The following is a 13,627-nucleotide window of genomic DNA, read 5'->3' on the forward strand; positions in this document are numbered from 1 at the left end:
CATTATGAAAGTAGAATTTAAAAACATTGGTAAAAAGTATGAAGGTAGAGAAGATTTTACGTTAAGAAATATTAATCTGGATATAGAAGATAAAGAATTCTGTGTAATTCTAGGACCATCTGGATGTGGAAAAACCACACTACTCAGAATGGTTGCAGGATTAAATTCTATTACTGAAGGAGACCTTTTATTTGATGGCTTGAGAGTCAATAAAGTGGCACCAAAAGACAGGGATATTGCAATGGTATTCCAATCATACGCATTATATCCTCATATGACTGTCTATGAAAATATGGCTTTTTCATTATCTATGAGAAAAGAGAGGAAAAAAGTTATACATGATAGAGTTATGGAAGCTGCTGAAGTACTTCAAATAAAAGATTATCTATATTCCAAGCCATCTGATATATCAGGAGGGCAAAGACAGCGTGTTGCATTAGGACGTGCAATGGTTAGAAAACCAAGTGTATTTTTAATGGATGAACCATTATCCAATCTTGATGCAAAATTAAGAGAACATATGAGAGTCGAACTTGTTCGTTTACATAAGACCTTGGGTACAACATCCATCTATGTAACCCATGACCAAACTGAGGCAATGACCATGGCTACCAAGATCGTGCTTATGAATGGTGGTAAAATACAGCAGGCAGGAAAACCAGAGGAGTTTTATAACAAACCTCACAACATATTTGTAGCAAAATTCATTGGTTCACCAACCATGAACCTCATCAAAGGAAAAATGTCAAATGGTATGTTTATCTCAGATGATAAAGTCATAAAGATAAAACCAAATAATAATGACTTAGAGCTTCTGAAACCATATGAAAATAAATCAGTGACTGTTGGACTTAGACCTGAGAGATTCACCAGTGGTAAGGGATTAGAAGATACTTTTGAATGTACTATAGATGTTATTGAAATGCTGGGAAAAGAAAAGATACTCTATACCAAAACTAAGACAGATAAAGATATCATTATTTCTACACCAGGACATCATGTATACAATGAAGGGGAACGTCACTCATTTGGTTTTGACCTATCAGCAATACACTTTTTTGATACAGAAACGGAGATTAGAATTAATTAATAAATGAGAGGGGAAAGCATGAACAAAAAGATTGGAATTGTTTTTGTTTTATTACTTACCATACCACTAGCACTTAGCGGCTGTACTAAAGGTAATAAAACCACTGTGAATAACAGCCTAAATGGTGTTTGGTATGAAATTTTTGTCAGGTCATTTGCTGACAGTAATAATGATGGTATTGGGGATATAAATGGTATTATTGACAAACTGGATTATCTCAATGACAATGATCCCTCAACAGATGATGACTTAGGTATTAATGGTATTTGGCTGATGCCTATAAATCCCTCACCTTCATATCATGGTTATGATATAACAGATTATTATGATATCAACCCTGATTATGGCACATTAGATGACTTCCAACGGTTACTTGAAGAAGCACATAAGAGGAATATAAAAGTAATTATGGATTTGGTACTTAACCATTCATCTTCTCAACATCCTTGGTTTACTGAAGCAGTTAATGATGAGAATAGTGACTATAGGAGTTATTATGATATCATGCCTGAGGATGCAGAGGGTTATAAATTTGATATGCAAATCTGGGGACATAATGCTTGGAATAAGATAGGTAATAATTATTATTACGCCATTTTCTGGGATGGAATGCCAGATTTTAATTATAATTCACAAGCCCTAAGAGATGAAATGATAAAAGTAGCAACATACTGGTTAGAAAAAGGTGTTGATGGTTTTAGAATCGATGCGGTTCCACATATTTTTGGTTTAGGTGAATTACCTGAAAATGAAGATTATGATAGTAAAACTAAGGATTGGTGGCAGGAATTTGATACTGCCCTTAGAAAAGTCAAGCCAGACTATTATTTAGTTGGTGAAATATGGGAAGCTAATGAAAAAAGAGCAGTCTATGCAAGTAATTTTGATACTTCCTTCAACTTTGACCTTAGTGGTGAAGGTATATTGGGAATGGTTAAATTTGAGAGAGATTTTGGTCGTAGAAATAACGGATTGATTCAAGAACTGGATATGAATTATTCTGCTATCAATAAATACAGTGATAATTTTATTGACGCACCATTTCTAAGTAATCATGATACCCAAAGGGCAATGGATTTTCTAGATGGAGATTTGACAAATATGAAACTTGCCACTTCCATTTATATGACTTTGCCAGGTAATCCTTTTATCTATTATGGTGAAGAGCTTGGAATGAAAGGAAATAAACCAGATGAATATATACGTGAACCTTTTATATGGGGAGATTCCTATCAAACAACGTGGAAGCCATTAGACTCCAATAAAGATGCATTAAGTGTTATTAAGCAAGAAGAAGAAAAAGATACACTACTAGATTATTATAGAAAGATAATCAGACTTCGTCAAAATAATAATGCGCTAATGTCTGGAGAACTAGTAGGAATTGAAACCATCAGTTCAAAAGTGGTTGCTTATGAACGAAAGTATGAAGATGAAACATTAATAGTTGTACATAACTTATATTCAAATAAGATAAAGATTGATAAGAAAGAATTAGAAAAAGATTATGAATTAGGTGAGGTTTTATTTTCTAACCCACAGCAACCATTAATAGAAGATAATACCATTGAATTACCAGGAAAATGTAGTATAATCTTTAAGGTTAAATAATAAAAGAAATAATTAAAAAAGAATTGATTAAAGCATCAGGAGGAAAACATAATGAATATTGCAGCAATCTATCATGAAGCGAAAAGTAAATATGCATATGCATATGATAAAGAAACGGTTCATATAAAAATTCGAACAGGAAAAGATGAAGTAGATGAAATAAAATTAATATATGGAGACCCATTCCATTATGGTCCAAAAGAAGATGAAGTTAATACAAGTGAATGGAAGGCAGATAGTTCATTAGGTATACCTATGTTAAAAGAATATTCAACAGGTATGCATGACTATTGGTTCTGTGAGATCAAACCAAAATGGAAAAGAGCTAAATACGCTTTCCTAATTAAAAATAAAGATACAAAAGTAATTTTTGGCAGTAGAGAAATTATTGATTTGAATACTGTTGATGAGAAAAAAAGAATATATAACTTAGAAAATTTCTTCAATTTCCCTTATGTGAATCATGAAGACATTTATGATGCTCCTAAGTGGGTGGCTGATACTACATGGTATCAGATTTTCACTGAAAGATTTTCTAATGGGGATTTATCCATCAATGATGAGAACGTATTAGAATGGGGAAGCATTGATAATGTTACCAATGATATGTTTTTTGGTGGAGACCTAAGAGGTGTAATCAACAAATTAGATTATATAAAAGATATGGGATTCACTGGAATTTATTTTACACCGATATTCCAATCTCCTTCTAGTCACAAATACGATATAGAAGATTATTATAAAATTGACTCTCATTTTGGGACTAATGATACTTTTAAAGAACTAGTACAGGAAGCTCATAAAAGAGGGATTAGAATAATGCTTGATGCAGTATTCAACCACTGTGGATGGAGACATCCTTATTGGCAGGATGTTGTTAAAAACGGAAGAGACTCCAAATATTATGACTGTTTCTATATAAATGGAGATTCTGTTGTCAATTTCCCTCTGGATGATAATAATGATCCAGATATAGATAATATGACATATGACAACTTGGTCAACTTCAATTATGCTACTTTTGGTTTTACACCTAGAATGCCAAAATGGAATACAGATAATGAATTAGTTAAAGAGCATCTAATGGGAGCGGCTAAGTACTGGATAGAAGAATATGATATAGATGGATGGCGATTAGACGTATCCAATGAAGTATCCCATGAATTCTGGAGAGAATTCAGAAAAGAAGTAAAAGGAGTAAAAAAAGACGTTGTAATTATAGGAGAAAATTGGGATGAAGCCTTCCCATGGCTACATTCAGGACAATTTGATTCAACTATGAATTATGACCTATTAATGCCTATCTGGTCCTTTTTTGGGAAAAATAATAACTTACATATAAAACCATCTACTTTTATAGAAGCAGTTAATAGAGTACTTACTACATATCCTAAAAATATATTGAAAAATATGTTTAATCTAGTAGATAGCCATGATACAGAGAGGATTTTGACAGTCTGCTATGAAAATGCTGATAAAACAAATCTAGCATATTTATTTCAGTTTACATTCCCAGGCACTCCAAGTATCTACTATGGAAGTGAAGTAGGAGTAAATGGAAATACTGATCCTAACAACAGGAAGTGTATGGTTTGGGATAATGATAAGCACAATGATAAGATTAAGAATCATCTTAAGACATTAATTAACCTTAGAAATACTTATAAAGCTTTTAATAGTACAGAACTTAGATGGGTTGATTACGATAATGAAAAAGAATATCTAATCTACAAAAAGGTTAGTGGTGAACAAGAATTATATATCATCATGAATAATAGCAACCAAGAGCTTAATATTACATTACCAGAACAACTTATGAATAAAAAGGTAGAAGATATCTATAACCAACAGGAAATGAACCTATCAGACGAAGTTGTAATGGAAGAAAATTCATTTTTGATCTTAAGGCTTTAATAATATATTTATTTGTGTTTTAATTATTATATATAGTATAATATATAAAACAATTTTTATAATAAATAAGGAAATCTGTTGAATTAAATCAGATATTAATTCAACAGATAAAGGTGATATAATGAAAAAGGTTACGCTGAAAGATATTGCTGACCATGCTGGTGTGTCAGTAGCATCAGTTTCTTATGTACTCAATAACAGAACGGACCAGAAGATCAGTCTTAAAACAAGAGAGAAAATTCTGGAAGTGGCTTATGAATTGAACTATGTTCCTAACATAGCTGCCAGGACTCTTGCTAATAAGAAATCTTCTTTGATAGGTATACTAATCATTACTAGTGAAAATGAAGACCCTTGGGAAAAATTCTTATATACAGATTTGGTGAGAGAGCTGGAAAAAGTAATGAGAAGGAATAACTATGATGTTATTGTAAGTACCATCAGCGTTACAAAACCTGAAATTGACATTACATCAAAAAGAGTTCTAGAGGGTGTATTTCTAATTAATGTAAGGGGAGATATATTCTATAAACTATCAACGAAAATATCGGCACCCATGATAATAGTTGACAGTTTAATTGAAGATAGATATTTCCACAAGATCACGTGGAATTTTTCTAAGGCTATAGCATCTATAAAAAAGATTTATAATAGAGAAGAAATCTTTCTTGTGACCAGTAGATACAATGATAAAAGGATTATGGAATATATCAGAGATGATTTTAACAAGGAACTTATCTATGAAATGGATTCTGTAGAAGAATTAGAAAGTTTCCTTGAAAGAAATAAGGATAAAAAAGGTATAATTATAAATGAATTCATTGGCGATATGGCTTCCAGATTCATTGATAATAAGAATATCTTTGTTATATCCATATGCGGTAGTGATTATTTACTGGATAAAGATATAAGAACGGTTGTATTCAGCAATAAAAAGAAAGCGGTATTAGCATCTAATCAACTATTTAAATTGATAGATAAGCAATACAGTGATAATAAATATATTTATGTTAACCATAATAAACCTAAGTAATTATGGTTAACATAGGTATTTCTTTATTTGTAGTATTATCAAGGCTATTCTACAAATCTGACTACGCATTTTGAGTAAATTAATCATAAAGTTGTCAAATTGTTCATTGACATTACACGTAATGAGTATTATAATATTATTATGGTAATAATAATAAAAGTACTTATCTATTTTTATATTACAAAATTAATGAAATATATTTTTTTATACTCAACTACTCGTTTTGAGTAATAATAATCTTCTTTTAGAATATTGAACTTATAATGATAGTTAAGTATAGAGAAATATCAGAACAAATTGGAGGTTAATGAATGAATATTTTATATGGCTCTTATGAGGATTTATTAAAAAGAATATCTGTTATAAAATTAAGATTGGATTCTTATAAAAAAGAGAAGGAATTGCTTGTAAATGTATTAGAAAGTGGAAAACAAAGTGTTATAAAAGTCAAGGATGAGAGAATATCATACATGACTTACTTAAAGGAAATTAAGATAATGGATTCACATATATTACTACATGAGGAAGAACTCATCCGTTTGATAAAGGAAAAAGAGAAGATAGATAGTATAATGGGTGGGTTAGAAGGAACTAATGAGAGAGTTTTCTATTATAGAATTGTCAAAGGTATGACCCAAGAACAGACCGCTGAAAAATTATATATGTCAGCTAGACAAGTACAGAGAATCGAGAAAAAGTTGGAAAATGGGAATATGGTTACTACTCCCATTTGAAATATTTAATTGAAATAGCTATACAGATTACAGCTATAATAACCATTATAATTATTGGCAAAATAGCAGTATCTGTTGATAAACCTAGAGAGGTTGATTTTAAAATTTTTATTCCTTGTGTCAGAGGTAAGATGTACATATTTTATCTAATAAAGAAGCTTATAATTGTGAAGGTAATGATATAAGAATACAATCATCGAATGGTAAATTATTATTTAATAATGAGGAAGTAGTAACAGTTGGCAATGTACTAGCTGTGTTTGGATAAAATTAATCCTAAACAAAGATTTTAAATATCTTTGTTTAGATAAGGTAGAATATTTTTTTGGTAGAAGGATAGTGTAATGCAAGTCCTTCCCATATATTCTACAGCATTGGAAATATCAAAGGTAATAAGTGCTTCATGCGTTTTCCCGCTGATAAGTGTAGCTGTTTTTTTGTTAGATTCATCACGAAATAAAAAACCATAACCATCGTCAAAAGAACTATATATATAATGAATGTCTTCTAATCCAACATAATTTATGTCATCTATATTGTATATTGGGATGCCATTATCAGTGAGGGATGGAGTAGAAATTTTTTCTGGAGTTACATTTTGTTTGCCAATTTCCACTCTACTTAATTGAGCATTCCACTCAACATCAGCACCTAATAAATTACAGAAGTTTCTGACAGGAAGATAAGTGTTACCTTCATAAACTAAAGCTGGAAGCTTATCATCCATATAAACTTCACCATCAACAAGAATATCATATTTAACTTTGGTGCAGACGTATTCTTTAATATCATCTGCATAAACAAATAAAAATGAGCTTGTCAACAATATTGCTGCTACAAATCCTGCTACAAATTTTTTCATTATGTTAATCTCCTTTTTAATATATATTTATAAAATGATTATAATACAGAATAATTAATTATATTGTGTATGATTAAATAATTAGACTAGAGTTAATAATTTTTTTATAATACACTCTTATTTACTTATTGAGAGTGTATATTGTTAATGATAAGATGGATTTTATGAAATATTCATATTCTATACACAAAAATTGATTAGATACTATAACATTATTAATATCTTTTAAAAGATATATACTATTATTATCTTTATCAAATTTTATTAACGATAAGGTATAACTATCATATTTTTTATCAAGCCATTCCGTAAGTAAAGTACATTTGGTATCTTTTTCTTTCAAAAACATGTTTATGCTCTCAGTAGTTACATATTTCCTGTTATTATAATTTATACACTGAAGACTAGGATATTTTTTGTCTGTATAAAAAATATATTCATTTGTTTCAGTCATATTTGAGCTTTTTGGTATATTATTCTTGTGTTTTATGTAACTCTTAATTTCAGCCTGTTGTAATTCACCATTCCACTCAACATCAGCACCTAATAAATTACAGAAGTTCCTGACAGGAAGATAAGTGTTATCTTCATAAACTAAAGCTGGAAGTTTATCATCCTTATAAACTTCACCATCAACAAGAATATTATATTTAACTTTGGTGCAGACGTATTGATTAATATCATCTGCATAAACAAATAAAAATGAGCTTGTCAATAAAATAGCTGCTACAAATCCTGCTACAAATTTTTTCATTATGTTAATCTCCTTTATAATATTATACATTTATAAAATGATTATAATGCAGAGTAATTGAATATGTCAATTTAATTAGTAGCAGTTAATAATACTATATTTGATTAAATAATTAGATTATGGTTAATAGTACCGTTGTTATAATAGCTTTTAGATGATTGATGGAATACATCTGGAACAGCAAATAGTTCAGAAGGTATTGTAGTTAGGACTAATAATAGTAATGTAAGAGGTACGTTAAAAACTACATTGAATGTTAGTAATGGAATGAAAATTCAACATTATATATGGAATATATGGGTAGATAAGTTTAATGTAGATAGTGAAACTAGAGAAATGTTTTTAGCTGATTATTTAAGTATTGGTGATATTGAAGAAATAGACAAAGAGAAAAAAATAGTTTTTAATTCTGGAGCTAGTATTTACACTGAATATAATAATTTATTTGAATCATGTTGTGATGTAGCAATAAATGCTGCTACTACTTCAATAATGGGGAATGTTAGGGTAGGTATTAACCTATATCCTTATTTTTATGAATCAGGTACAAAACTAACGTGTTATAAGTGTACAAAATTATTTATTATATTTATAGCTAATTAATTTCAACACCTAGATTATTCTCTAGTATATTAATATTAATATAGAAATAAACTTCTTTATGATGGGGTAATGGTGCTACTATAAGATCATTAGAGTTTGAAATTTGGACTATATAAGATTTGGATTTATAGATCAATTCCAAACCAGTGTTTTCTATAGGCTTATTTTTAACACCAAGATTAATGAAGTAAATAATAGGTAAATATGTATTGTTGTTGTATGTTATAGCAGTTTTGCCTTTATAAGTACTAAAAGTATATTTTTGTGTTTCATTTATATCATAATTACTTGTTCTTAATTCAGCCCTACACAGTTCATCATTCCACTCAACATCAGCACCTAATAAATTACAGAAGTTCCTGACAGGAAGATAAGTGTTACCTTCATAAACTAAAGCTGGAAGGTTATCATCCTTATAAACCTCTCCATCAACAAGAATATCATATTTAACTTTGGTACAGACGTATTCTTTAATATCATCTGCATAAACAAATAAAAATGAGCTAGTCAACAAAATAGCTGCTACAAATCCTGCTACAAATTTTTTCATTATGTTAATCTCCTTTTTAATATATATTTATAAAATGATCATAATACAGAATAATTAATAGGTCAATTTAATTAGTAACAATAAATTAAACTATGTATGATTAAATAATTAGAAATAGTACCCATTGTTATAATAGCTTTTATTAATGATGAGTTACATCAAGAAGGTGTTATTTAATAAAATAGTCGATATTAATCGACTATTTTCCATACTAAGTTATTAATTCCCAAAGATGGAAATGAAAGGCATACACCAGTTATATTATAATTTTCTTCGTTATCCATTCTAAAAGTCATAGTTTTTTCTTTTCCATACTCACTACGCCCTGTGATAAAAATTCTAAGCCTACCTTCTTCAGTATTATATAATTCATTGTCAGTAATATAATAGCCTGTTGTTAATGTACCAGACCAAAATCTATCCTTATTAAATACGACTTTTACTTTAAAGGATACAATTGTCTTTGATGCATTTATTTCACATAAAGATATATTAACATCTCCATTATCATAAGATTCATCTGATTTTAAATAAACAAATTTTTCGGTTTGAGAAGTTTGGTCTGAATAATTCTGAATGTTAGATACTGTACTTATTTCAGCTTGTTGTAATTCATCATTCCACTCAACATCAGCACCTAATAAATTACAGAAGTTCCTGACGGGAAGATAAGTGTTACCTTCATAAACTAAAGCTGGAAGGTTATCATCCTTATAAACCTCTCCATCAACAAGAATATCATATTTAACTTTGGTACAGACGTATTCTTTAATATCATCTGCATAAACAAATAAAAATGAGCTTGTCAATAAAATAGCTGCCACAAATCCTGCTACAAATTTTTTCATTATGTTAATCTCCTTTATAATATTATACACTTATATAATGATTATAATGCAGAGTAATTGAATATGTCAATTTAATTAACTACAATCATAAACTAATATTACTAATTTATTATATAGAAGAAAAGAGGTGTTAAAATGGAACTTAGACTAATATCAAAAACGCAAACATCTGTAAAGGTTCAAGCTATTCCATACTATCCAAAGGAAAATTATGATAATTATGCATTTTACGAAGGACTTAGTTAAGGGATATCATGGTAATAGTTGGTATGGTGCGGGAAGTATTAGCGTAGTAACTGATAAATTGCCTCTACCTGATACTCCATCACCTCCTTATAGCAGTGAAAGGACTGACAGAGGTTTTCGAGCATATTGGAGTAGCATTACTAATGCAACAAGGTATACATCAAAATCAGCGAGGGATATTATTAGATTTTTAAATAGCTCAAATCTATTATTATTATAAGATAAAGATAAATCATTTCAAGATATAAAGAATGATCGAGCTAAAGTTAATATCAAAAGGGTAGTAAAAGAAGGACTTATGCAAGGCTTTCCAGATGGAGAGCCTTGCTGATTTTATATACTATAATTTGTGACGTGTTAATGTCGTATTATTAAATGCTATTATTTAGTTATAGCAACAATTATCATCTATTTACTATCAAAAACATTATTGGCTATGGGAAAAAGGAAAAGCATATCCCAATCATTATCATAGGCTTAGAATAGCATTTGTATTTAATGTAAAGGAAGAAGAGATATTTAACTAGTATCAAAAGAAGCATTTACATAGAGGGGGGAGAAAAATTAACATCATATACAATTCATACGAAGACTTGCAACAAAGGATCATAGTACTAGAAACCCTATTAGAATCCTATCAAAACGAATCTGATACCATAGAAAAATACATATCATTACAGCAAAAAAGATTACAGCAGTTAAGACAAGAAAAAGAAAAAGTGGACCAAGAATTTTCTAAGACACAAGGAAAAAATAATAAAGTTTTTTACTATAGAGTCATAGAAGGCTTAACCCAAGAGAAAACAGCAGAGAAATTAGGTATGTCATCAAGACAGATTCAAAGAATTGAGAAAAATTATAAAAAAGTTATAAAATGACGTGTTAATGTCGTGTTAGGTAATGCTATTATATATACAAGCCAGTCAGCTAAGACAAAAGCTACTGTCTAAACGATCGTTTATAGTAATGCATTACGAAAATAGTATATGACAGGATTAATCATTAATCCTACATATATAGGTTGGGAGGGAAACAGATGATTAACAAAGTAAAAAACGCTTTGAAAGTAAAGTTAGAAAATTTATATCCTAATTATAATATTTACCTAGAAGACAAACCAATATCAGAAATCGTTAAACCAGCTCTAAGAATTATAGTAGAAGAAAAAACTGCTTATAATCAGAGAGATATAATAAATCAAAACGTACAACTAGATATTGCAAGTTACTTAGATGATGCTAATAAAAATGAAAAATACTGGGATATATCAGACAAACTTGATGAAGAGCTAGGGTATCTAGAAATAGAAAATACTTTGATAAGAATTGGGGAAAGAATAAGTGAAATAACAGAAGATACGTTACATTACAGATTTTCTATTCAACTTAAGATATTAAAACCAAAAGACGCTGTGGATTCTATAAAAGGTATTAACAAAAATGTTGAATTCAAGTAAGTAACGAAAATCAGATAATTATTAGATCACTTATCAAAACTAGAAACATAACATTTGAAAGGAAGGTGCTACAAATGGGTGGAACATGGACTACTCAAAATAAAGTAAGACCAGGAGTATATATTAATTTTCAACAAACAAGCATGGAGACAGACGAATTACATAGGGGTATCATAACAATGCCTCTAAACCTTGACTTTGGTCCAGAACAAGAGGTAATAGAAGTAACACAAAATACTGATACACTTCCTATTTTAGGAGAAGAACTATATAACTTAGTACCAATCAGAGAAGGTTTAAAAAGAGCTGAGAAAGTTTTAGTTTATAGATTGAATACTATGGCAGACGGTTCAAAAGCTGCTGTAACAGAAGGTAATTTAACTGCAACTGCAAAATACACAGGTACAAAAGGTAATGACTTAAAAATTACAATAGAAGCAGAAGGTGAAAACTTCAATGTTAAAACTTTTATTGGAACTAAACTTGTAGATCTCCAACAAGGAGTAAAGACTGTACAAGACTTACAAGACAATGAGTTTGTTGTATTCACTGGTTCAGATTCATTGACCGCAACAGCTGGTGTAAGCTTAACAGGCGGTACTAATGGCACAGTTGCTTCAGAGAATTATACAGCATATAGAGAAGCTATTGAAGTATATTACTTTAATACATGCGCATTATACGATGTAACAGATATAGGCATAAAAGATGCATTCAAACAATGGATCAAAAGACTTAGAGATGATGAAGGTAATAAAGTAGTATTAGTAGCTGAAAGTTACAGTAATGCTAATTATGAAGGAATTATCAGTGTCAAAAATGGTGTTGTACTTGAAGATGGTACTACATTAGAAGCTAAGAAAGCAACTGCTTGGGTAGCAGGAGCAACAGCAGCAGCTAACACTAATAAATCATTAACATATGATTTCTATGACGGAGCTGTAGATGTAGACAAGAAATATAACTATTCAGCTATAGAATCATCTATTAATGACGGAGAATTCTTATTTACTGGTTATGATGGAAAAGCAAGAGTAGAGTACGATATCAACACATTACATACTTATACAAAAGACAAAGGTAGAATGTTCAGGAAAAACAGAGTCATTCGTACATTGGATGCAATCAATAATGACATTACCAAAGTTGGAAATGAATATTTCATTGGTAAAATAAGTAACAATGAAGATGGCAGAAACCTTCTTAAGAATGAAATCATTAAATGCCTGCAAAAATACCAGAACAATGATTCTATCACTAACTTAGATACTGGAAAAGATGTACAAGTATTAGCTAGTACAGATACAGATGTTGTTGTAGTAAGAATAGCTGCACAACCTGTAGATGGAATGGAAAAACTGTATATGACTGTGGAGGTGAAATAATATGGCGATTTTAAAAGCACAAGATATTATATCAGGAAGAGAAGGAAAAGTCTTTAAGACAATCGACGGTGTTGTAAAAGAAATGGCTTATATTAAAAAAATAGATGCCAAGATTGAAAAGAACAAATCTGAGATCAAAGTTCTAGGCAGTAGAGCAACTCATAGTAAAGCTACTGGCTGGAAAGGTACAGGAAGTATGACTATCTATTATATAACAAGTGAATTCAGACAATTGATGCTTGATTATATAAAAACTGGAAAAGATGTATACTTTGACATTCAAGTAGTGAATGAAGACCCAGCAAGTGAAGCTGGAAAACAAACAGTTGTACTAAAAAACTGTAATATTGACAGTGTAATCATAGGACAACTTGATATTGATAAAGATGTATTAGATGAAGAATTAAGCTTCACATTTGATGATATTGAAGTATTAAACAAATTTAATGTCATAGAATAGGTCGTAGTTTAATAGAAAATCAAACAGAACTATTTTCATATGTGTAAAGGGAGGCTTTTGCTTTCCTTACTCTATGAAGAT

The 13,627-nt window shown here is 29.9% G+C and carries 16 protein-coding genes; 12 read left to right on the plus strand and 4 right to left on the minus strand.

Going from position 1 to position 13,627, the window contains the following annotated elements:
• Positions 1 to 4: 4 nt before the first annotated feature.
• The 6 genes from HYG85_RS12300 (at position 5) to HYG85_RS12325 (ending at position 6,567) form a co-directional block, all read left to right on the plus strand.
• Positions 5 to 1,090, plus strand: a complete 1,086-nt coding sequence (locus tag HYG85_RS12300; protein WP_276515031.1) for an ABC transporter ATP-binding protein — start codon at positions 5 to 7, stop codon at positions 1,088 to 1,090.
• Positions 1,091 to 1,108: 18 nt separating this feature from the next.
• Positions 1,109 to 2,701: an alpha-amylase family glycosyl hydrolase gene (locus tag HYG85_RS12305; protein WP_212693647.1), complete on the plus strand. Its 1,593-nt coding sequence runs from the start codon at positions 1,109 to 1,111 to the stop codon at positions 2,699 to 2,701.
• 51 nt (positions 2,702 to 2,752) lie between these two features.
• A complete protein-coding gene (locus tag HYG85_RS12310) occupies positions 2,753 to 4,615 on the plus strand; it encodes a glycoside hydrolase family 13 protein (protein WP_212693648.1) in 1,863 nt (620 codons plus the stop codon).
• 121 nt (positions 4,616 to 4,736) lie between these two features.
• Positions 4,737 to 5,648, plus strand: coding sequence for a LacI family DNA-binding transcriptional regulator (locus tag HYG85_RS12315; RefSeq protein WP_212693649.1), 912 nt, complete (start codon positions 4,737 to 4,739; stop codon positions 5,646 to 5,648).
• A 311-nt stretch (positions 5,649 to 5,959) separates the two neighbouring features.
• Entirely contained in the window at positions 5,960 to 6,382 is a 423-nt protein-coding gene (locus tag HYG85_RS12320) for a hypothetical protein (RefSeq protein ID WP_212693650.1), read from the plus strand.
• Positions 6,379 to 6,567: a hypothetical protein gene (locus HYG85_RS12325; protein WP_212693651.1), complete on the plus strand. Its 189-nt coding sequence runs from the start codon at positions 6,379 to 6,381 to the stop codon at positions 6,565 to 6,567. The genes HYG85_RS12320 and HYG85_RS12325 overlap by 4 nt, the downstream gene beginning before the upstream one ends.
• Positions 6,568 to 6,671: 104 nt before the next feature.
• On the opposite strand, the gene HYG85_RS12330 is transcribed toward HYG85_RS12325, so the two are convergent.
• Together HYG85_RS12330 and HYG85_RS12335 are read right to left on the minus strand one after the other, a co-directional pair.
• Entirely contained in the window at positions 6,672 to 7,244 is a 573-nt protein-coding gene (locus HYG85_RS12330; protein ID WP_212693652.1) for a stalk domain-containing protein, read from the minus strand.
• Positions 7,245 to 7,365: 121 nt separating this feature from the next.
• Positions 7,366 to 7,998: a stalk domain-containing protein gene (locus HYG85_RS12335; RefSeq protein ID WP_212693653.1), complete on the minus strand. Its 633-nt coding sequence runs from the start codon at positions 7,996 to 7,998 to the stop codon at positions 7,366 to 7,368.
• 267 nt (positions 7,999 to 8,265) lie between these two features.
• On the opposite strand from HYG85_RS12335, the gene HYG85_RS12340 reads away from it, so the two are divergent.
• A complete protein-coding gene (locus HYG85_RS12340) occupies positions 8,266 to 8,601 on the plus strand; it encodes a hypothetical protein (protein ID WP_212693654.1) in 336 nt (111 codons plus the stop codon).
• Here the strand turns inward: HYG85_RS12340 and HYG85_RS12345 are convergent.
• Positions 8,594 to 9,151, minus strand: a complete 558-nt coding sequence (locus tag HYG85_RS12345) for a stalk domain-containing protein (protein WP_212693655.1) — start codon at positions 9,149 to 9,151, stop codon at positions 8,594 to 8,596. The two genes, HYG85_RS12340 and HYG85_RS12345, sit on opposite strands and share 8 nt — an antisense overlap.
• 191 nt (positions 9,152 to 9,342) lie before the next feature.
• Positions 9,343 to 9,999: a stalk domain-containing protein gene (locus HYG85_RS12350; RefSeq protein ID WP_212693656.1), complete on the minus strand. Its 657-nt coding sequence runs from the start codon at positions 9,997 to 9,999 to the stop codon at positions 9,343 to 9,345.
• Between the two features lie 220 nt (positions 10,000 to 10,219).
• Between HYG85_RS12350 and HYG85_RS12355 the strand changes: the two genes are divergently transcribed.
• From HYG85_RS12355 to HYG85_RS12375, 5 genes are all read left to right on the plus strand, one after another.
• Entirely contained in the window at positions 10,220 to 10,465 is a 246-nt protein-coding gene (locus tag HYG85_RS12355) for a hypothetical protein (protein WP_212693657.1), read from the plus strand.
• 373 nt (positions 10,466 to 10,838) lie between these two features.
• Positions 10,839 to 11,123: a helix-turn-helix domain-containing protein gene (locus tag HYG85_RS12360; RefSeq protein ID WP_212693658.1), complete on the plus strand. Its 285-nt coding sequence runs from the start codon at positions 10,839 to 10,841 to the stop codon at positions 11,121 to 11,123.
• A gap of 158 nt (positions 11,124 to 11,281) precedes the next feature.
• Positions 11,282 to 11,701: a phage tail terminator family protein gene (locus HYG85_RS12365; RefSeq protein WP_212693659.1), complete on the plus strand. Its 420-nt coding sequence runs from the start codon at positions 11,282 to 11,284 to the stop codon at positions 11,699 to 11,701.
• 74 nt (positions 11,702 to 11,775) lie between these two features.
• Positions 11,776 to 13,086 (plus strand): phage tail sheath family protein, encoded by a 1,311-nt coding sequence (locus HYG85_RS12370; RefSeq protein WP_212693660.1) that lies wholly within the window; start codon positions 11,776 to 11,778, stop codon positions 13,084 to 13,086.
• Position 13,087: 1 nt separating this feature from the next.
• Positions 13,088 to 13,546, plus strand: a complete 459-nt coding sequence (locus HYG85_RS12375; protein WP_212693661.1) for a phage tail tube protein — start codon at positions 13,088 to 13,090, stop codon at positions 13,544 to 13,546.
• Positions 13,547 to 13,627 lie beyond the last annotated feature (81 nt).

It is taken from the genome of Vallitalea guaymasensis (genome assembly GCF_018141425.1).
In the GTDB taxonomy this organism is placed as follows: domain Bacteria; phylum Bacillota; class Clostridia; order Lachnospirales; family Vallitaleaceae; genus Vallitalea; species Vallitalea guaymasensis.

What these genes read in the sequence shown, in the direction of transcription:
- HYG85_RS12300 (WP_276515031.1), top strand. Translation starts at nt 5, where the DNA reads ATGAAAGTAGAATTTAAAAACATTGGTAAAAAGTATGAAGGTAGAGAA.
- HYG85_RS12305 (WP_212693647.1), top strand. Translation starts at nt 1,109, where the DNA reads ATGAACAAAAAGATTGGAATTGTTTTTGTTTTATTACTTACCATACCA.
- HYG85_RS12310 (WP_212693648.1), top strand. Translation starts at nt 2,753, where the DNA reads ATGAATATTGCAGCAATCTATCATGAAGCGAAAAGTAAATATGCATAT.
- HYG85_RS12315 (WP_212693649.1), top strand. Translation starts at nt 4,737, where the DNA reads ATGAAAAAGGTTACGCTGAAAGATATTGCTGACCATGCTGGTGTGTCA.
- HYG85_RS12320 (WP_212693650.1), top strand. Translation starts at nt 5,960, where the DNA reads ATGAATATTTTATATGGCTCTTATGAGGATTTATTAAAAAGAATATCT.
- HYG85_RS12330 (WP_212693652.1), bottom strand. Translation starts at nt 7,244, where the DNA reads ATGAAAAAATTTGTAGCAGGATTTGTAGCAGCAATATTGTTGACAAGC.
- HYG85_RS12335 (WP_212693653.1), bottom strand. Translation starts at nt 7,998, where the DNA reads ATGAAAAAATTTGTAGCAGGATTTGTAGCAGCTATTTTATTGACAAGC.
- HYG85_RS12340 (WP_212693654.1), top strand. Translation starts at nt 8,266, where the DNA reads ATGAAAATTCAACATTATATATGGAATATATGGGTAGATAAGTTTAAT.
- HYG85_RS12345 (WP_212693655.1), bottom strand. Translation starts at nt 9,151, where the DNA reads ATGAAAAAATTTGTAGCAGGATTTGTAGCAGCTATTTTGTTGACTAGC.
- HYG85_RS12350 (WP_212693656.1), bottom strand. Translation starts at nt 9,999, where the DNA reads ATGAAAAAATTTGTAGCAGGATTTGTGGCAGCTATTTTATTGACAAGC.
- HYG85_RS12355 (WP_212693657.1), top strand. Translation starts at nt 10,220, where the DNA reads ATGCATTTTACGAAGGACTTAGTTAAGGGATATCATGGTAATAGTTGG.
- HYG85_RS12365 (WP_212693659.1), top strand. Translation starts at nt 11,282, where the DNA reads ATGATTAACAAAGTAAAAAACGCTTTGAAAGTAAAGTTAGAAAATTTA.
- HYG85_RS12370 (WP_212693660.1), top strand. Translation starts at nt 11,776, where the DNA reads ATGGGTGGAACATGGACTACTCAAAATAAAGTAAGACCAGGAGTATAT.
- HYG85_RS12375 (WP_212693661.1), top strand. Translation starts at nt 13,088, where the DNA reads ATGGCGATTTTAAAAGCACAAGATATTATATCAGGAAGAGAAGGAAAA.